Origin of the sequence: Wenjunlia tyrosinilytica, assembly GCF_014646055.1 — a bacterium.
GTDB classification, from domain to species: domain Bacteria; phylum Actinomycetota; class Actinomycetes; order Streptomycetales; family Streptomycetaceae; genus Wenjunlia; species Wenjunlia tyrosinilytica.
Genome location: NZ_BMMS01000015.1, coordinates 206806 through 225409, shown reverse-complemented (window position 1 = coordinate 225409; position 18604 = coordinate 206806). Strand labels below are relative to the sequence as shown.

Sequence of the window (18604 nt, the reverse complement as noted above, 5' to 3'; positions counted from 1 at the left end):
GGCGTTTCCCTTCCTCCGCCCAAGGCGCCCCCCGCCTCCACCCAAGGCACCCCTTCCTCCGCCGAAGGCGTTTCCCTTCCTCCACCGAAGGCGCCCCCTTCCTCCGCCCAAGGCGCCCCTTCCTCCGCCGAAGGCGCCCCGTTCCTCCACCGAAGGCGCCCCTTCCTTCGCCGAGGGCGTTCCCTTCCTCTCCTCCATCGAAGGCGCGCCTTCGGCGCGGGGCCCGCCGCGCTCCCCCGGTACTCCTGTGCGCTCGAGTGTGCGCTGTCGTGCCGGGGCATCCTCCTCGTCGGACGCTCCCAAGGGGAGTTCCGAGGGGAGGATGCCCATGCATGGACCGCCTCTGGTCGGCTGGCTGCTCGTGGCACTCACCGGTGCGTCCGGCGTCTACTGCCTGGCACGGATGCGGGGCGCGCGGGGGCACAGCCGCCGGGCCGCGGGAAGCGAGGCGCTGATGGGCCTCGGCATGGCGGCCATGGCGCTGCCCGCCGCGCGGCCGGATCCGCAGCCGTACGGCCCCGTGGTGTTCGCCGCCGTCTTCGCCCTGCTGTGCGCGGCCGCGCTCGGCTCCGCCGTGCGGGCCCGCGAGGCTGGGCACAGGGCGCACCATGTGCACCACGCCGTCGGGACCGCGGCCATGGTCTACATGGCGCTCGCGATGGCCCCCGGAGCCACGAGCGGACACCACCACACCGGGCCCCCCGCCGCCCCGGGCATCCCTGTGCTGACCGGCCTCCTGCTCGCCTACTTCGCGCTCTACGCCCTGCGGACGGGTGCCCGCATGGTCGCCACCGAGGCCCCCGGCGTGCTGACCGCGCCGGTCCGCCCGAGCGAGGCCCCGGCGCTGAGCGCGGCCTGCCGGGTGTCCATGGGCATCGGGATGTTCGCGATGCTGCTGACCATGTGAGCGGGCGCGGCACACCGCCGGCCACGAGCGCGAGCCGACCGCCCACCCGCACCCGCACCCGCACCGAAATCCGTGGCATGCGTCACTTCCCCGCCCAGTCCGTACCGGCGGGTACCGCCCGCGCCCTACTGTGATCGTCATGACGGTCCTGTTCGCGCTGCTGTCCCTTGCCGGGGTGGTCGCGGCCGTTGCCCCCCGCCTGCTCTCCCGGACGGAGTGGCAGGACCGGGAACCGGTGCTCGCCCTGTGGGTCTGGCAGTGCGCGGTCGCCGCCGTGCTCCTGGCGTGCGTGCTGGCCATGGCGCTCAGCGCCGCGGCCGCCTGGCACGCCGTGCGCGGTCAGCTCTTCGCTTTCGCCCCGCACGGGGTGGAGGACGCCTACGGGTTCGGCGAGTTCGGACCGTGGTCCGCGATGTGCGCCGTGCTGCTGGCGCTGGGCGCCGCCCGGACCGCCGCGATGCTCACCCTGGAGGTGCGCGTCGAGCGGGCCCGCCGCCGTCGCCACCGGGCCGAACTGCTGACCAGGGCGCCGAAGCTGCCGGGTGAGGAGCGGGGCCGCGAACGCCTGGTGGTACTGGAGAGCGAGCGGGCCGACGCCTGGTGGCTGCCCGGCACCCCGCCGCGCCTGGTCATCACCACGGCCGCGCTGCGGCGGCTGAAGGGGCGGCGGCTGGACGCCGTACTGGCGCACGAGCAGGACCACGCCCGGGCCCGCCACCACTGGCTCCAGCACTGCGCGGGCGCTCTGGCCACCGGTTTCCCGCAGGTGCCGGTCTTCGCGGCCTTCCGCGACCAGGTGCACCGTCTGGTGGAGCTGGCGGCCGACGACGCCGCCTCCCGCCGGCACGGCCGGCTGACCACCGCGCTGGCGCTGGTCGAACTCAACGCGGACCGCGGGGTCTTCGGCCCCTGCCCCACCCACCACGCCCAGCTGCCCCGCCGCGTCGACCGGCTGCTGGACCCCAAGCCCCGCTTCTCACGGGCCCGCAGGCTGCGCCTGACCGCGCTGGCCGTGCTCATCCCGGTCGTCCCCGTGCTGGTCACCCTCGTCCCGGGTCTGCACGCCATGGCGTGACGTTCTCCCGCCCCGGGGTAGACGACGATGATGTCCATGCGCTCCCCGGCCGAGAGCCCGAACGAGACCGGCGTCCCGCACGACGCGGGTGACCGGCGGGCCCGCCGCGCGTCCGCTTGGACCGCGGCCGCGCTCACCGGGTGCGCCGCCGTCCTCCTGTCGCTCGTCGAGACGGGCTGGGGGCCGCTGCGCTCGGCGGACCACTCGATCGCGAACTCCCTGCACCGTGCGGCGCTCGCCCACTCGGGCTGGACGCACGCCGACCGTGTCCTGACCGACTGGGTCTGGGATCCGCTCACCATGCGGCTGCTGACCCTGGCCGTGATCGTCCGGCTGGTGCTCAGGGGCGCCACCCGGCTCGCCGCGTGGGTGGCGGCCTCGGCGCTGGCCGGGCTGGTGGTGCAGAGCGCGGTGAAGGCGGCCGTCGGTCGGGCCCGGCCGCATCTGCCCCATCCGGTGGACTCGGCCGCCAATGGCTCGTTCCCGTCCGGCCACGCGATGACGGCGGCCGTCACCTGCACCCTGCTGGTCTGGCTGGTCGCGCTGACCGCGCCCTCGGGGCGGCGGTCGTGGTCGGCCGTGGCCGCCGCTCTCGCCGCGGTGTCCATTCTGGGTGTCGGATTCACCCGGATGTTCCTGGGCGTTCACTGGTTCAGCGATGTGCTGGCCGGATGGCTGCTGGGAGGGGCGGTGGTCGCCTGTTGCGCGGCGGTGATGTCTCCCTGGCGGGCTCCCTCGCGGGGCCCGCGCCTGCGAGGATGGCGCGCATGACGGTCAACGGGGTGATGTTCGACTTCTCCGGAACGCTTCTGCGTGTCACGAGCACGCGCACCTGGCTGGCGACAGCCCTCGAGGCGGCGGGGATCGCGGTGGACGACGAGGAACTGGGGGTCTGGGCGGCGCGCCTGGAGACGGCGGGGGCGCTGCCCGGCGGCGCCAACCCCGTACGCGTTCCGGCGCATCTGGAGCGGCTGTGGAGGGAGCGCGACCTCGACGGCGAGCGCCACCGCGCCGCGTACACGGGGCTGACGCGCGAGGCGGGACTGCCCTGGCCGGATCTCCTGGAGCCGCTGTACGACCTGCACATGGCCCCGCGGATGTGGCGCCCCTACCCCGATACGGCCGCGGTACTGGGCGAGTTGAGACGCCGTGGGGTGCCCGTGGCCGTGGTCAGCAACATCGGCTGGGACCTTCGGCCGGTCTTCCGCCACCATGGGCTGGACGGCCTCGTGGACGTGTACACGCTGTCGTTCGAGCACGCGGTCCAAAAGCCCGACCCGGCGCTGTTCGCCATCGCGTGCGAGGGGCTGGGCCTGCCGCCCAGTGAGGTCGCGATGGTCGGGGACAGCCGAATCGCCGACGCCGGCGCCGCCGCCCTCGGCTGTCCGGTGCACTTCGTGGACCCGCTCCCCGTGGAGTCGCGACCGGATTCCCTGTTCTCCGTCGTCGGCCTGCTCGGCGCGTACGGGGAGCATGATGGGAGCGACCTGAGCGGCGAAAACGGAATGGCGCGGCAATAGGCGATCCCCCGCGTCGCCTATTGCCGCTCCGCCCCCGAAGTCGGGCACCCGAGAAGGGGCGCCCGAGCCGTCCCTGAGTATATTGGCTGGAAGCCAGTCAACGCAGGAGTTAAAGCATGTCCCCTCGAAGCGCATCGGTCAACGAGGAGATGCGCCGCCGCTCACGCGACCGCCTCCTCCAGGCGACAGTGGAACTGGTCGACGAGCGGGGTTACGAGAGGACCACTCTCGGCGACATCGCGGACCGGGCGGGTACGGCACGCGGTCTGATCTCCTACTACTTCCCCGGCAAGCGGCAGTTGCTCCAGTCGGCGGTGCACCGGCTGATGTCCACGGAGGTCGAGGCCGCGCTCGAGGCCGAGCCGAAGGCCCTCGGAGGGCGGGAGCGGATGGCGCGGGTCATCGACTGCGTCCTGGGGATGGCGGTCGATCGGCCGACGCTCTTCCGCACCCACATGGCGATGATCATCGACCCGGACGCCGCGGGCTTCCAGCAGTGCTCGGAGCAGCAGAAGCTGGCCCAACTGCTGAAGGACACCGTCATCCGGTACGGGACCGAGGACCCGGTCGACGACTACCGGCTGCTGCGGGCGCTGCTGATGGGCGGGGTCGTCGGCCTGCTGCTGCCGGGGGCCGAGCTCCAGCCGGCCAGGATCAGGGCGGAACTCTTCCGCCGCTACGGGCTGGACTGGGACCAGGGCACGCCGTCGACGGCGCCGCCGCCGGCATGGCCGCCGCCCGCGTGGCCGGCGCCTTGGCGGCCGTGATCCACGCGGACGGCGGGAGCCTCAGCGGCGGTAGTCGGGCTGGGTCTGGACGTTGAGCCTGTCCAGGTGGACCCGAGCGCCACTGTCGGTACGGCGGTCGGAGATCTTCAGGACGTCCAGGCCCTTTTGGATGTCACTGGAGAAGATGTGGCCGTTGTAGTAGTACGCGGACCACGCGCCGCCGACGGCGAGGGTGTCGGTGGAGATCGGACCGCGCTCGAACCAGCCGATCTCCTTCGGGTGGGCCGAGTCGGTGAAGTCCCACACGGAGACCCCGCCCTGGTACCACGCCTGCACCATGATGTCTCGGCCCTTGGCGGGGAGCAGGGAGCCGTTGTGGGCCACGCAGTTCTCGGTGTCGGCCTGTCGGCGCGGGATCTTGTAGTAGCCGCGGAAGACGAGCTTGCGCTGGTCGCCGTGCCCGATGATGTCGTAGATGCCGTCGGCGCCGCGCTCGGAACCGGTGGCCTCGTTGCACGTGGCCGCGCCGCCGCCGCCGAGTTCGTCGGTGAAGACGACCTTGGAGGCCTTGCGGTTGAAGGTGGCGGAGTGCCAGAACGCGAAGTTCACGGTGTCCTGGACCCGGTCGATCAGCTTGGGCGCCTCGCGGTCCGAGATGTCCAGGAGGATGCCGTCGCCCATGCAGGCGCCGGCCGCGAGGTCCTTGCCCGGGAAGGCGGTGATGTCGTGGCAGCCGCTGGTGGCCGAGTGGCCGGGCGAGCCGGGGTTGCCGCCGTCGGGGAAGAGGACCGGGGTGGCGACGACCGCGGCGGCGGCCGGGTTCTTCCTCGGGATCTTCACGATCGAGATGCCGTCGTGCGGCGGCTGGCAGTCGGGGAACTCCGGCCGGGGCGCGTACGAGGAGATGTACAGGTAGTCGTTCCTGCCCTCCTTGTCCGGCACCAGCGTGTGGGTGTGCGAGCCGCAGTCGGTCTCGACGGCGGCTATGTACTTGGGGTTGGCCTTGTCGCTGATGTCGAAGACCTTGATGCCCTCCCACGAGGACTTCTCACTCGCCGGCTGCGAGGTGCTGGCGCACGAGTTGTCGCTGCGCGAGGAGTCGGTCGACAGGTAGAGCAGATTGCCCGAGACCGACACGTCGTTCTGCGAGCCGGGGCAGAGCACCTGGCTGACGATCCTGGGCCTGGACGGGCGGCTGATGTCGTAGATGACGAAGCCGTCGTAGTTGCCGTCGTAGGCGTACCGGCCCTGGAAGGCGATGTCGGTGCCGAACGACGTCGGGGTGGTGAAGGGGTCCTGCTTCGGCAGGTTCGCGAGGTGGGAGACGTTGTCGCTGTGAGCGACCTCGTCGACACCGGGAATGCCACCGGCGGCGATCTGCCTGTTCACCTCGGCGGTGTGGTCCGCCGTGTCCGCCTTGTGGGCCGTGCCCGGGTCCGGCACGGCGGCCGCGGGCGACGCCGCGACCAGCGCGGCGGTGAGGGCGAAAGCCGCGCTCAGCCCGACCAGATGTTTTCTGCGTCGTGCGCGCGGTCTGTGGAACGACGTCACTGCGTCCTCCCTTGTCTCCGCTCACGGTTGAGCGGTTTGTGGACGTCGGAAGTATCGCGTGTGCCATGGGCATTTCAATAGGGACTCAACGAAGTTGTCGTGCACGGCAGTTGTCGCGGCTGGTTGCGCCCGGGCCTGGCCGTTGGCCGGGTCGGCCGGTTGTCGTGCGCAGGCGTCACCGTTCCAATACGGTCACCGAAGGGGTCGCGACGGTGCGGCCCGCGGCGGCCGGGACCCGGCCGTCCGGCCCGACGCGGGAGGAATTGCCGATGGTGCGTCACGCGGCCGTGAGGGCGGCTGGTTCGGCGGCGGGGATGGCGCTCACCGCACTGGCGCTGGTCTCCTGCGACTCCGGTTCCGACGGCGCCGAGGGGACGCGGGCCGACCGGTCCGGGCCCCCGGTGGTGGCTCCGGGCAGGCCCGGCGAGGCGAACAAGACCCTCTCCCCGCGGGAGGCGGCCAAGGCCCGCCCCGAGAACGAGCCCAACACGGCGGACGTGGCCTACGTCCGGAACATGATCCACCACCACCGGCAGGCGCTGGCGATGACCGATCTGGCGGCCGACCGCGCAAGGGCCAGGGGGGTGCGCTCCATCGCCGACCGCATCGCCCACACCCAGGGGCCCGAGGTCGGCGCGATGCGTGCCTGGCTGAAGCGCCATGGGCAGCCGCAGGAGGCCGAGGGCGGCCACGACCACACCGCGATGCCCGGCATGGCCACGCCCGAGCAGCTGGCGGCGCTGCGCAAGGCGCGGGGAGCGGCGTTCGACAAGCTGTTCCTGAAGCTGATGATCACCCATCACGAGGGCGCCGTGACCATGGCGACGGATGTGTCGACCAAGGGCAACGACGTCACCGTCGAGGAGATGGCCTCCGACGTCATCGCGACGCAGTCGGCCGAGATCGGCCGGATGCGGCGGCTGTGACCGCTCGGGCTCCGAGGGGCCGTCGGCGGCCGGTGGCCGACGATCTACCCCTGAAGGCCTCCGGAGGGCCGCCGGACGCCACGCCTCCTCCCGCCAGGGGCGCGCTGGTGTCAAGCTGGACTCCAGGCCCGTGCGCGCGGTCTCAGGGGAGCCCGCGCGACAGACCGAGGGAGCCGCCAATGCTTCGCGTCGCAGTCGTGGGATCGGGCCCGGCCGGGATCTACACGGCGGAGGCCCTCACGCGGCACGAGGACGTGCTGGTCGATGTGATCGACCGGCTGCCGTGCCCCTTCGGCCTGGTCCGCTACGGCGTCGCGCCCGACCACGAGAAGATCAAGTCGATCCAGGCGACGCTGTGCCGGGTGTTGGAGCACCCCAGGGTGCGCTTCCTGGGCAATGTGCACGTGGGCCGGGACGTGGGCCCCGAGCGGCTGCGCGCCCTCTACAACGCGGTCGTGTACTGCTTCGGCGCCTCCTCCGACCGAAGGCTCGGGGTGCCCGGTGAGGATCTGCCGGGCAGTTTCTCCGCGACCCGTTTCGTCTCCTGGTACAGCGCCCATCCGGACACGGAGCTGGACGCCTTCACCCTCAACGCCCGTTCCGTGGCGGTGATCGGCGTCGGCAACGTCGCCGTGGACGTCGCGCGCATCCTCAGCCGCGGCGCCGAGGAGCTGCGCGCGACCGATGTGCCCGACCACTGCCTGCGCAGCCTCGGCGAGAGCCGCGTCGAGGACGTGCACATGATCGGGCGGCGCGGCCCGTCGCAGGCGAAGTTCACCACCAAGGAGCTGCGCGAACTCGGTGAACTCGCCGGAGCCGACGTCGTCGTGCGCGAGGACGAGCTGGCGCTCGACCCGGGGTTCGCCGCCCCCTCCGCGTCGGCCCCCGCGGTGCGGCGCAACCTCGATGTGCTGCGCGAGTGGGCGGGGCGGCCGCTGTCCGGGCGCCCGCGGCGGGTTCATGTGCGCTTCTTCCTGCGGCCGGCGGCGCTGCTCGGCGAGGGGAGCGTGAGGGCGGTGAGGCTGGAGCGCACGGCGCCGGACGCGCAGGGCGGTGTCTCGGGGACGGGCGAATTCGAGGACCTGCCCGCGCAGATGGTGCTGCGCTCGATCGGCTACCAGGGCGTCGAGCTGATGGGCCTGCCGTTCGACCCCCGGCGCGCGATCGTGCCCAACGAGGACGGGCGGGTGCTCAGGGAGGGCCTGACGTCCCCCGGCGAATACGTCGCCGGGTGGATCAAGCGGGGCCCGACGGGCGTCATCGGCACCAACCGCCCCGACGGCAAACAGACCGCCGCGGCGGTCCTGGAGGACGCGAGCGCCTCCCTGCTGGGCGACGCCGTGACCCCGGACCCGCTGGAGGAGCTGCGCTCCCTGGGCCTCGACCCGGTCCCCTGGGCGGGCTGGCTGGCCATTGAGGCGGCGGAAGCGGTCCTGGGCGCCTCCTCGGGCCGCGCGGCGGCCAAGATCCCGGACTGGGAGGGCCTGCTGAAAGCGGCCCGGAACGGCACGAACGGCAAGGCGGCGGCCCCCGAGCCCTCCCCGAAGCCCGAACGCCGAGGTCTTCGGCGGACGTAGGGCCTCCGGCGGACGTGGGCCTTCGGCAGACGTGGGCCTTCGGCAGGCGTGGGTCTTCGGCAGGGGTGGGGCTGCCTCGGGCCGCAGCCCCGCCGAGGCGCCGTCAGCCTGCCGGCTCTCGGCGGGACTGCTGGCTTCTCGCGCCTGCCAGGACGCTGTCCAGCAAACCCGGGAAGAGGGCGTCGAGGTCGTCGCGGCGCAGGCCGCTGAGTTTGGCGGTGCCCTGGTAGCACTGGTGGATCACGCCTGCCTCGCGCAGGACGCGGAAGTGGTGGGTGCTGGTCGATTTGCTGACCGCCAGGTCCACCACGGAACAGGCGACCGCCTCGTCCAGGTCGGCGAGGGTGCGCACGATCTGGAGGCGCATCGGGTCGGAGAGCGCGTGCAGCACCGCCTCCAGCTGGATCGCCTCACGCGGCGGGTGTTCCAGGACCCGGGCGGACGATGCCGTCTGCGATGACACGGGGGCTCCTTACGGTCGAGCAGAGCTCCATTGTACGAGAGGCATCGTAATTTGACACCTGCCGTACTACGATGCCTACCGTACTAGCTCGATCAAGCACGAATCCGTCTCTAGGAGTCCCTGTGAGCGCCCTTTTCGAGCCTCTGACCCTGCGGTCCCTCACCATTCCCAACCGGGTCTGGATGGCACCGATGTGCCAGTACTGCGCCGCCGTGGACGGACCCGACGCGGGCGCTCCCACCGACTGGCACCTCGCGCACCTCGGCGCCCGTGCCGTCGGCGGCGCCGGGCTGATCCTGACCGAGGCCACCGCCGTCTCCCCCGAGGGCCGGATCAGCCCCGCCGACCTCGGACTGTGGAACGACCGCCAGCAGGAGGCCTTCTCCCGCATCACCCGCTTCCTCGAGGAGCACGGCGCCGTTCCCGGAATCCAGCTCGCCCACAGCGGCCGCAAGGCCTCGACCGACCGCCCCTGGCGCGGCGGAGCGCCGCTGGGCACGGACCAGCACGGCTGGCAGCCCGTCGCGCCCAGCGCCGTCCCCTTCGCCTCCGGCCACCCGGTGCCGGACGAGTTGACGGTCTCTGAGATCAACGGCATCGTGCGGGACTTCGCCGCCTCCGCCGAGCGCGCGCTCGCCGCGGGCTTCAAGGTCGTGGAGGTCCACGGCGCCCATGGATACCTGATCAACGAGTTCCTCTCCCCCCACTCCAACCACCGCGCCGACAAGTACGGCGGCTCCTTCGAGAACCGCGTCCGCTTCGCGCTCGAGGTCGTCGACGCCGTCAGGTCGGTGTGGCCGCGGGAACTGCCCGTCTTCTTCCGCGTCTCCGCCACCGACTGGCTCACCGAGAACCCCGAGGACGAGCGGGACGGCTGGACCGGCGAGGACACCGTGCGCCTGTCCAAGGAACTGCTCGCCCACGGAGTGGACCTGCTCGATACCTCCACGGGCGGCAACGCCTCCGGGGCCGCCATCCCCGCCGCCCCCGGATTCCAGGTGCCCTTCGCCACCGAGGTGCGCACGCAGACCGGGCTGCCGGTGGCCGCGGTCGGCCTGATCACCGAGACCGGCCAGGCGGAGGAGATCGTCGCCTCCGGGGCCGCCGACGCGGTGCTCCTCGGACGCGCCCTCCTGCGCGATCCGAACTGGGCCAATGACGCGGCCGTCGCCCTCGGCGCCGCCCCACGTCGGCCCGACCAGTACCTCCTGGCCTTCTGACCTGGGAGAACACAGACAGCGCGGCGGTGCGGGGCAAGGTTCCCGCGCCGCCGTGCTGCCATTGTCGGTGGGGCGCGGCAGACTCTGTGACACAGGACACAATCCCTCGAAGGCGGTGGCGCAGATGACCGAAGTGCTTCTGGCGGTGGGCACCCAGAAGGGGCTCATGCTCGGCCGTGGATCCGGCGGCGCGTGGGAGTTCACCGGCCCCCACTTCCCGATGCAGGCCGTCTACTCGATCGGCATCGACACCCGGCGGTCCTCGCCGAGACTGCTGGTCGGAGCCGACAGCTCCCACTGGGGGCCTTCGGTGTTCACCTCCGACGACCTCGGGGCGAGCTGGCACGAGCCGGCCGAGCCGGCGGTGAAGTTCCCCAAGAGCACCGGCACGTCGCTGGAGCGGGTGTGGCAGCTGCATCCGGCCGGTCCTGCCGCGCCCGACGTCGTCTACGCGGGCACCCAGCCCGGCGCGCTGTTCCGCTCCGACGACGGGGGTGAGACGTTCTCGCTGGTGGAGAGCCTGTGGGAGCACCCGACCCGGGAGCAGTGGGAGGCCGGGTTCGGCGGCCAGGCGGTGCACACCGTGGTCACCGACCCCCGCACGGCCGACGTGGTCACCGTGGCGGTCTCCACCGGCGGTGTCTTCCGGTCGGTGGACGGCGGCGCCAGCTGGCAGCCGTCGAACTCGGGGGTGAAGGCCTCGTTCCTGCCGGACCCCTTCCCCGAGTTCGGCCAGTGCGTGCACAAGATCGCCCAGGACGCCGAGGACCCCGACCGGCTGTATCTGCAGAACCACGGCGGGGTCTACCGCAGCGACGACGGCGGGGGGCACTGGCAGTCCATCGCCGAGGGCCTGCCCGCCGACTTCGGGTTCGGGGTGGCCGCGCATCCGCACCGGGGCGGCACCGCGTACGTCTTCCCGATCGAGGCGGACGTGATGCGGCTGCCCGCGGGCCGCAGATGCCGGGTCTACCGCACGCAGGACGCCGGGGAGACCTGGGAGCCGCTCAGCGAAGGGCTTCCCCAGGGCGACCACTACGGCGTGGTGCTGCGCGACGCCCTCGCCCTCGACGACGCCGATCCGGCCGGGGTCTACTTCGGCAACCGGAACGGCGAGGTGTACGCCAGCGCCGACGAGGGCGACAGCTGGCATCTGGTCGCCGAGCACCTTCCGGATGTGCTCTGTGTGAGGGCTGCGTCACTCGAGGGGTGAAAGGGCCACTAGAGTGACTGCCCGTGGCTGCACGACCGTTGAACGAAATCGTAGAAGCCGGCTGGGCCAAGGCCCTCGAACCTGTCGCCGGAAGGATCGCCGCGATGGGCGACTTCCTGCGCGCCGAGATCACGGCGGGGCGTACCTACCTTCCCGCGGGCCCGAATGTGCTGCGCGCCTTCCAGCAGCCTTTCGACGACGTCCGTGTGCTCGTGGTGGGCCAGGACCCCTATCCGACACCGGGCCACGCCGTGGGCCTCAGCTTCTCGGTGGCGCCGGACGTCCGCCCGCTGCCGGGAAGCCTGATCAACATCTTCCGTGAGTACGGCGGCGACCTCGGGCTGCCCCCGCCGTCCAACGGCGACCTGTCGCCCTGGACCGAGCGGGGTGTCCTCCTGCTCAACAGGGCGCTGACCACCGCTCCGCGCAAACCCGCGGCCCACCGCGGCAAGGGCTGGGAGGAGGTCACCGAGCAGGCGATCCGGGCCCTGGTGGATCGCGGCAGGCCGATGGTGGCGATCCTGTGGGGGCGTGACGCCCGCAATCTGCGCCCGCTGCTCGGTCCGGTGCCGGCGGTGGAGTCCGCCCACCCCAGCCCGATGTCGGCCGACCGCGGCTTCTTCGGTTCGCGGCCGTTCAGCCGGGCCAATGAGCTGCTCGTCCGTCAGGGCGCCGAGCCGGTGGACTGGCGGCTGCCGTGACCGGCGCCGCGGTCCCCGGCGGATGGGTGCTGGGGGTGGACTCCGGCGGCACGGGTGTACGGGTGGCGCTCGCGCGCGACGGCGTGGTGCTCGGTGAGCGGCGGATGCCGGTGGCCGTGCGCACCTCGGCGTCGGGGATCGACGCCGCCGCGATGCTCGATCTGGTGCTGCCCGCCGCCGCCGACCTGATCGGCGGGGCGGGAGCCGGGCCGCTCACCGCCGCGGCCATGGGGGCCGCCGGCATGGTGTCACTCGGCGACGGCCTTCGGGCCGCCGTGCCGCGGGCGCTGGGCGAGGCGTTCGGAGCCCGGGTGGTGGCACTGGCGGGTGATGCCGTGACCGCCTACGCCGGTGCGCTCGGGAACCGGTCCGGGGCGGTCGTGGCGGCCGGGACCGGGCTGATCGCGCTCGGTACCGACCTGCGCGGGCCCTGGCGGCGGGTGGACGGCTGGGGCCATCTGCTCGGCGACTGCGGCTCGGGGGCATGGATCGGCAGAGCGGGCCTGGAGGCGGCCATGCGGGCCCACGACGGGCGCCGGGGCGGCTCCAAGCCGCTCCTGGCCGCGCTGGAGGCAGTCTTCGGCCCGGCCGCGTCCATGCCGGGAAGGCTCTACCCGAGGGCGGACCGGCCCGCGGTGCTGGCCTCGTTCGTCCCCGAGGTCGCCCGGTGCGCCGCCGAGGGCGACCCGGTGGCGGCGGACGTCCTCGAACGGGCCGCGGGGCACATCGCCGACGCGGCGGCCGCCGCCTGCCCGCCCGGCCAGGACCGCGCGGTCGCCTGCACGGGCGGGGTCTTCGGCATCGGCGAGCCTTTGCTGCGCCCGTTCCGTGAGGAGCTGGCTCGGCTGTGCCCGCGGGCCCGCGTGGTCGCGGCCGAGGGCGACCCCCTGCTCGGGGCGGTGCGGATCGCCTCGGCCCTGGCCGACGGCACACTGCGGCTGCCGGTGGAGGAGCCCCTGCTGACCGTGACCGCTCAGCCCGACACCGGCGGCAGGACGAGCACCGGCGGCCGGTAGCGCTTCCCCGACCAGCGCATCGGGGGCGCGGGCGAGGTACGGGCGTTCCACGCGCGCACCAGCGTTCCGGAGCCGGAGGCGGGTCCCACCGTGACGGTTGAGCCGTCCTCGCGGCGCAGCCGGATGCGGGAGCGCTCCGGCACATGGTCGTCGAGCCGGAGCTCATTGCCCGTGAACTCGCAAGCGGCGATGTCCAGTTCGTCCGGCTGCCCACCCGAGCTGCGCACGGCGATCCCGGCCGTGCGATGGCCCAGCAGGCGGCAGCCGGTGATGGTGACGGTGCCTCCGTAGGAGGTGTGCCGGGCCGTGGCGAAGGCGTGGTCGGACAGCCCGCCGCCGTCGATGAGGAGGTTGCCGAAGACCGTCCCCTCGCGTGCGCCGAGGGCGTGGATGAGCACGCCGCCCACGCCGTTCGCGTGGAGGACGCAGTCGCGGTAGGCGAAGTCGTTGAGGTAGGCGCCGTGTTCGATGCCATGGCCGCCGTTGTGGTAGCCGAGGAAGGTGCGGACGGTGTTGGGCAGGTGGTTGTTCTGCCAGACGAAGATCCCGTCGGCGGCGTTGTTGTGGGCCACGCAGTCGGTGAACTCCCAGGTCCCGCTGCCGCCCTCGGGCCAGAAGAACCCCGAGGAGCTGGTGGTGCCCCGGACGCCGACGGCGACGCAGCCCCTGGCGGCGCTGCCGTGTCCGGCGCCGAGGGCGAAGCCGGTCAGCCGGTAGCCACGGAACGGCGGGTCCGCCCGAACCCGGGAGGCCACGCAGCGCTCGTACCGCAGATCGTGGCTGGGGCCCTGGTCGTGCCGGGTGTCGGGGGCTCCGTCCCACCAGTAGGCGTCGTCCCAGGTGTTGTGGCTGACGCAGTCGCGCAGGGTGATGCCATGGCTGTTGTGCGGGACGAAGGCGTGGTTTCCGCAGTCCCGGACGACGACGGAGTCCACGACGGTGCCTCGGGTGGCGTCGCCCATCATGTGGAAGTGCAGGGGGTAGCGGCCCAGCACGCCCTCGGTGATGTGCCGGGTGCCCTCCGGGGAACGCCAGGTCTCCTCACTGTCTTGACGCGGCCCCAGCCAGCGCAGCGCCGCATGGCTCAGGCGCTGCCGCGCCGTGCTCATGATGTGGATGTGGGCACGTCCGGAGGGGCTGCCCTCGATCCGGGCGTTGCGGGTGAGGTTGAGCACCTCGGCGCCCGCGGTGGTGCCCGCGCCGACGCGCACGGCGGGGTGGTCGTGGGACAGCGGCTCGGTCAGCCGGATCAGCGCGCCCTCGACGGAGGCGATCACCCTCATGTCGTAGCGGTCGTGGAAACCCCCGCCGTCCGGCCGCCCCGTGGGGACGACGGCCACCTCGTCACCGGGCCGCCACCCCCGGGGACGCCCCGCCAGCGACACGGCCCTGCTGCCCTTGGCCAGCGAGCCCGCGGCCCTCGCCCAGGCGGTCCTCGCGGTGCCCCGGAGCACCAACTGCCCCTTGCCGCGCACCCACAGACCGGTGTCACGGGCGTCGGGGTCCATGGCGGCGCCGCGGAACCGGCTCTCGTCCACACCGGCGAAGACCAGCCGGTGCGTGATCCCGGCACGGGCGGGAGCCATGGCCAGACGCCCACGCAGGACGACATTGCCCCGCGCGGTCAATGTCGTGGAACGGGACGGCGCGAAGCGCAGCGAGCCGCCCTCCTCGACCACGAGCGAGCCGACATCGGCGTCCGTGTCGAGCAGTACCGCGTCACGGATGTACACCTCGGCGCCGCGCGCGGGAGCCCCACCGTGCCAGCCGCGGGCGTCGGACCAGCGCCGCTCGGGTCGCGCGGAACCACCGGCGCGTCCGGAAACGGTTCCCGGTACGGACGCGGCGTGGGCTCCTTCGCCGAGCAGACCCGACCACCGGCCGACGGGGAACGCCAGGGCGGCGGCACCGGCTGCCGCGCCGACGGCCAGGACACGCCGCCGGCGCGGGCGGGGACGGCGAGGGGCCGGGACGTCCTCCAAGGGCACGTCCGTTGACGAGGAACGCGGCGAAGAGCCGTCCGCTAAGGGAGGTTTGTCAGGTACTCGATCGCTTGGCACTGCCGCCCCCTCCGCTCTCGGGCCCACCTGCCGGACGCGGCCCCGCAGGGCATCGCCCGCAACCCACCGTAGCGGGATCGGCACGCTCGCCGTCCCTAATCGGCCGGATAAGGGACAGAGCATCATTTCGGCGGACCCGACCGAACACGCGGGCCCGTTCAGCTACTACCATCCGACCCCATGAGTTCTGCTGCTGGACCCGGAAATGGCCTGCCCGTTCGTATGCCCCGCCCCCGACAGCCTGGGCGTCACCGCAGGCCGGAGCCGCTGGCCGTGCCCGAGGGCGCGCCCGCGCTGGTCCTCGCCGTGCCCGGTGCCCCCTCCCACGCCTCACGCGGCATAGCCGAGGAGGTCGCGAGCATAGTGCGCGCGGACCTTCCGGGGCTCGACGCGCGCGTGGCCTACCTCGAGGGTGAGGGGGGCGAGTTCCCCAGCCTCGCGCATGCGCTCGCGCAGACCCCGGCCGCCGTCGTGGTGCCGCTGCTCGCGGGCCCCGAGGCGTCGATCATGCGCCGGCTGGGCCAGGCCGTCGTGGGGAGCAGCGCCTCCGTCGAACTGACCGACGTACTCGGGCCGCACCCGCTGCTGGCCGAGGCGCTGCACGTGCGGCTGTCCGAGGCCGGACTCGCCCGTGCCGACCGGGCGCGCCTGTTCACCGTGGCTACCGCCGCCGACGGCATCATCCTCGCCACGGTGGGCGGCGAGGAGGCCGTGCGGGCCGCCGGGGTGACCGGTGTGCTGCTCGCGGCCCGCCTCGCCGTTCCGGTGCTGGCCGCGGCGCTCGACATCGAGGGCTCGATCGCCCACACGGCCGCCCAGTTGCGGGCCTCGGGCGCGGGCAACCTCGCGCTCGCCCCCTGCCTGATCGGCCCGGAGATCACCGGAGAGCTGCTCTCCCGTGCCGCCGCCGAGGCGGGGTGCGCGGGCGCGGAGGCACTGGGCGCCTACCCGGCCGTCGGCAAGCTCGTCCTGACCCGATACACCGCCGCGCTGGGGATCGCCCCGGCGGACGCGCAGGCCCCCTCCCACTGACCGCCGACAACCTGGCCCCCCACAACCTGACCGCCGACAACGGACTCCGCCTCGGCCCCGCGCACCGTCACGGTCGCGGGGCCGAGGCGTGCCGGTGCCGAGGCATGCCCGGACAGAGCCGTGCCCGCACAGAGTCGCCCGCGCGGCAGGCGTGCATCGGGGCTGAGGCGTGTCTCAGGGGCCGAAGAGCACGCAGGAGGCGGCCGGCACCGCCAGCGAACCGGCCTGCCGCGGCACACCGGTCCCCTCGTCGATGTCGAACCAGACCACCTCTCCGGAGCGCTCGTTGGCCGCGTACAGGCGTCGTCCCGAGGGGTCGGCGGCCAGGTGGCGGGGCCAGGCTCCCCCGCAGCCGACCGCCGTGACCCGCTGCGGCACCTCTCCGGAGTCGTCGAGGGAGAGCACGGCGATCGTGTCACTGCCGCGCAGGGCGACGTACAGGAACCGCCCGTCCGGGGAGACGACCCCGTTGGACGCGTAATCGGGGCCCCCGGCGCCGGGCGCCGCCATCGGTGCCTCGCCGATCTCGTGCAGGCGTCCGGCCTCCGCCTCCCAGCGGCAGACCGTCACGACCGGCTCGAGCTCGTTGACGACGTAGACGACGTGCCCGCTCGGGTGGAAGGCCAGGTGGCGCGGCCCGACCCCGCCGCGCAGCTTGAGGCTGGCGTGCGGCATGAGCCTCAGCGACCCCGGGTCCGGCCGGTACACCAGGACGCTGTCCGTGCCGAGGTCGACGGCCAGGATCCAGCGGTCGGAGGGGTCGGGCAGCACCTGGTGGGCGTGCGGCCCCTCCTGCCGGTCCGTGACCGGACCGTGCCCGTGGTGGTCGACCAGGTCGCAGATGGTGTCCAGGCCGCCGTCGCCGTCGCCGAGGACGGGCAGCACACTGATGCTGCCCGACCCGTAGTTGGCGATGACCATGGCCCGTCCTCCCACCGCGAACGACAGATGCGTCGGCGCCGAGCCGCGCACCGGCACCCTGGTCAGCGGTTCGGGCTTGTCGCGGTCGCGCAGGGTGAACGCGGCCGCGGCGCCCTCCTCGTCCTCGAGGACGCACGCGAGCGTGTCCCGGTCCGGGGACAGGGCCAGGAACGAGGGGTTCTCCCGCATGTCCACATCCGTGATCCGAGTCAGCGCGCCGGTGTCCGGATCGACCGCCGCGACGGTGATCCCCCGTCCGCCCGATGAGGTGAACGAGCCGAGATAGGCCCTCGTCCACCCGCCCCCGGCACCGTTCCCGGTTGTGTCGTCCACCGCTGCTCCATTCCCGCGCTTCGCCCGTCGCGCGTCGCCCGTGAGAGCCGACAGTAGTCCTGACTCGGTCCGGAGTCAGGACTTGATCCACATCCTGATCGAATCCCGTCCCGCGTCCCGGGTCCCGGCCGGGGTCGGGCCGTGGCTCAGATCTCGTGGCCGACCAGCGACTCTCCTCGGGAGAGCACCAGCGACTCCGGGTGGTGGGCGAAGGCGGGACGCTGCTCGCAGGTGTCGTAGTAGCGGTGGAAGACGGGTGTCGCCGCGCCCGAGAGGGGCGGCACGATCCACGACCAGTCGGCGCCGACCCTGCGGCCCGCGCGCTCCTCGCGCTCGAGGTGGGTCAGGAAGCGGCGGGACTCGGTGTGGTGGTCGGCGACGGTGACACCGGCGCGGTCGAAGGAGTGCAGCACGGCGAGGTTCAACTCGACCAGCGCCCGGTCCTTCCACAGGGAGCGGTCGCCGCTGCGGTCGAGGCCGAGCCCGTCGGCGACGGTCGGCAGGAGGTTGTACCGGTCGGTGTCGGCGAGGTTGCGGGCGCCTATCTCGGTGCCCATGTACCAGCCGTTGAAGGGCGCGGCCGGATAGCAGACGCCGCCGATCTCCAGGCACATGGAGGAGATCGCGGGAACGGCGTGCCAGCGCAGGCCCAGTTCCTCGAACCAGTCGAGGTCCGGGTGGGTCAGCGGCACCTCGAGCACGCAGTCGTCGGGCAGTTCGAACCACCGGGGCTGCTCGCCGCTGCCCTGGACGATCAGCGGGAGGACGTCGAACGGTGTTCCGGGGCCGCCGGGCCAGCCGAGCTCACGGGCGGCGTCGGTGATGCCGGTGTTGCGCGGGTCGCCGACGACGGGGCCGGGGTCCTCCTCGTAACCGGCGTAACGGATGAGCTGTTCGCTCCAGATACGCGGGGCCGGCCGGTCGGGGGCCTCCTGCGCGAACACGGTGATCACGGGTCTGATCCGGCCGCCGTTGGTGGCCGCCCTCAGGTGCCCGGCGGCCTCCTGGGCCATGCCCTCGGCGGTGTCGATGTGCCTGCGGTCGCGGACCTGGAGCGAGCGCCAGTACAGGCGCCCTATGCAGCGGTTGCTGTTGCGCCAGGCCACCCGGGCGCCGAAGGCGAGCTCGTCGGGGGTGTGCTCATAGGTGCCGCTGCGCTCGATCTGGCGCTCGACCTCACGCAGACGGGGCTGCAACGGGGCGGCGTGCGGGTCCTCGTGGCGGTGCAGCCGCAGGAATTCCTCGGCGAGCTCTCGGATGCCCCCCTTCTCCTCCGGATCCGGTACGCCAGGAGACGGCTCGTCGACCCGCACCGGGCACTCCTCCTTGCCGGATTTGCGGATGAAGTTGAACATCGTTTC

The 18604-nt window shown here is 73.0% G+C and carries 17 protein-coding genes; 12 read left to right on the top strand and 5 right to left on the bottom strand.

Going from position 1 to position 18604, the window contains the following annotated elements; translation table 11 throughout:
* The first annotated feature begins 328 nt into the window (after positions 1–328).
* The 5 genes from IEY86_RS18905 to IEY86_RS18885 all read left to right on the top strand — a co-directional run bounded on the left by IEY86_RS18905 (position 329) and on the right by IEY86_RS18885 (position 4269).
* Positions 329–907 carry a DUF5134 domain-containing protein gene (locus IEY86_RS18905; protein ID WP_189132917.1) on the top strand — a complete coding sequence of 193 codons (579 nt, stop codon included), beginning with the start codon at positions 329–331 and terminating at the stop codon, positions 905–907.
* Positions 908–1046: 139 nt separating this feature from the next.
* On the top strand, positions 1047–1982 hold the full coding sequence (locus IEY86_RS18900) for a M56 family metallopeptidase (RefSeq protein ID WP_189132916.1): 936 nt from the start codon (positions 1047–1049) through the stop codon (positions 1980–1982).
* 36 nt (positions 1983–2018) lie between these two features.
* The gene (locus tag IEY86_RS18895; RefSeq protein WP_189132915.1) at positions 2019–2753 is read left to right on the top strand and encodes a phosphatase PAP2 family protein; all 735 of its coding nucleotides are present in this window, start codon (positions 2019–2021) and stop codon (positions 2751–2753) included.
* Complete coding sequence (locus IEY86_RS18890) at positions 2750–3502, top strand: HAD family hydrolase (RefSeq protein WP_189132914.1); 753 nt, start codon at positions 2750–2752, stop codon at positions 3500–3502. The genes IEY86_RS18895 and IEY86_RS18890 overlap by 4 nt, the downstream gene beginning before the upstream one ends.
* Before the next feature lie 116 nt (positions 3503–3618).
* Complete coding sequence (locus IEY86_RS18885; protein ID WP_189132913.1) at positions 3619–4269, top strand: TetR/AcrR family transcriptional regulator; 651 nt, start codon at positions 3619–3621, stop codon at positions 4267–4269.
* Positions 4270–4290: 21 nt separating this feature from the next.
* On the opposite strand, the gene IEY86_RS18880 is transcribed toward IEY86_RS18885, so the two are convergent.
* Complete coding sequence (locus IEY86_RS18880) at positions 4291–5781, bottom strand: LVIVD repeat-containing protein (protein WP_189132912.1); 1491 nt, start codon at positions 5779–5781, stop codon at positions 4291–4293.
* Between the two features lie 269 nt (positions 5782–6050).
* On the opposite strand from IEY86_RS18880, the gene IEY86_RS18875 reads away from it, so the two are divergent.
* The gene (locus IEY86_RS18875) at positions 6051–6707 is read left to right on the top strand and encodes a DUF305 domain-containing protein (RefSeq protein WP_189132911.1); all 657 of its coding nucleotides are present in this window, start codon (positions 6051–6053) and stop codon (positions 6705–6707) included.
* 179 nt (positions 6708–6886) lie between these two features.
* The gene (locus IEY86_RS18870) at positions 6887–8284 is read left to right on the top strand and encodes an FAD-dependent oxidoreductase (protein WP_189132910.1); all 1398 of its coding nucleotides are present in this window, start codon (positions 6887–6889) and stop codon (positions 8282–8284) included.
* A 103-nt stretch (positions 8285–8387) separates the two neighbouring features.
* Here IEY86_RS18870 and IEY86_RS18865 read toward each other — a convergent pair whose 3' ends face one another.
* Positions 8388–8747 (bottom strand): ArsR/SmtB family transcription factor, encoded by a 360-nt coding sequence (locus tag IEY86_RS18865; protein WP_189132909.1) that lies wholly within the window; start codon positions 8745–8747, stop codon positions 8388–8390.
* A 122-nt stretch (positions 8748–8869) separates the two neighbouring features.
* Between IEY86_RS18865 and IEY86_RS18860 the strand changes: the two genes are divergently transcribed.
* The 4 genes from IEY86_RS18860 to IEY86_RS18845 all read left to right on the top strand — a co-directional run bounded on the left by IEY86_RS18860 (position 8870) and on the right by IEY86_RS18845 (position 12897).
* Positions 8870–9967 (top strand): NADH:flavin oxidoreductase/NADH oxidase, encoded by a 1098-nt coding sequence (locus IEY86_RS18860; protein ID WP_189132908.1) that lies wholly within the window; start codon positions 8870–8872, stop codon positions 9965–9967.
* A gap of 124 nt (positions 9968–10091) precedes the next feature.
* Complete coding sequence (locus tag IEY86_RS18855) at positions 10092–11180, top strand: WD40/YVTN/BNR-like repeat-containing protein (protein WP_189132907.1); 1089 nt, start codon at positions 10092–10094, stop codon at positions 11178–11180.
* A 23-nt stretch (positions 11181–11203) separates the two neighbouring features.
* Positions 11204–11881 carry a uracil-DNA glycosylase gene (locus IEY86_RS18850; RefSeq protein WP_189132906.1) on the top strand — a complete coding sequence of 226 codons (678 nt, stop codon included), beginning with the start codon at positions 11204–11206 and terminating at the stop codon, positions 11879–11881.
* On the top strand, positions 11878–12897 hold the full coding sequence (locus IEY86_RS18845) for an N-acetylglucosamine kinase (protein ID WP_229698558.1): 1020 nt from the start codon (positions 11878–11880) through the stop codon (positions 12895–12897). The genes IEY86_RS18850 and IEY86_RS18845 overlap by 4 nt, the downstream gene beginning before the upstream one ends.
* On the opposite strand, the gene IEY86_RS18840 is transcribed toward IEY86_RS18845, so the two are convergent.
* On the bottom strand, positions 12855–14879 hold the full coding sequence (locus IEY86_RS18840; protein ID WP_189132905.1) for a G8 domain-containing protein: 2025 nt from the start codon (positions 14877–14879) through the stop codon (positions 12855–12857). The genes IEY86_RS18845 and IEY86_RS18840 overlap by 43 nt on opposite strands.
* A 258-nt stretch (positions 14880–15137) precedes the next feature.
* On the opposite strand from IEY86_RS18840, the gene IEY86_RS18835 reads away from it, so the two are divergent.
* On the top strand, positions 15138–15989 hold the full coding sequence (locus IEY86_RS18835; protein WP_189132904.1) for a sirohydrochlorin chelatase: 852 nt from the start codon (positions 15138–15140) through the stop codon (positions 15987–15989).
* A 174-nt stretch (positions 15990–16163) separates the two neighbouring features.
* On the opposite strand, the gene IEY86_RS18830 is transcribed toward IEY86_RS18835, so the two are convergent.
* Both IEY86_RS18830 and IEY86_RS18825 read right to left on the bottom strand, forming a co-directional pair.
* Positions 16164–17243, bottom strand: a complete 1080-nt coding sequence (locus tag IEY86_RS18830; RefSeq protein WP_189132903.1) for a lactonase family protein — start codon at positions 17241–17243, stop codon at positions 16164–16166.
* A 146-nt stretch (positions 17244–17389) separates the two neighbouring features.
* Positions 17390–18598 carry a nitric oxide synthase oxygenase gene (locus tag IEY86_RS18825; protein WP_189132902.1) on the bottom strand — a complete coding sequence of 403 codons (1209 nt, stop codon included), beginning with the start codon at positions 18596–18598 and terminating at the stop codon, positions 17390–17392.
* Between the last annotated feature and the right edge of the window lie 6 nt (positions 18599–18604).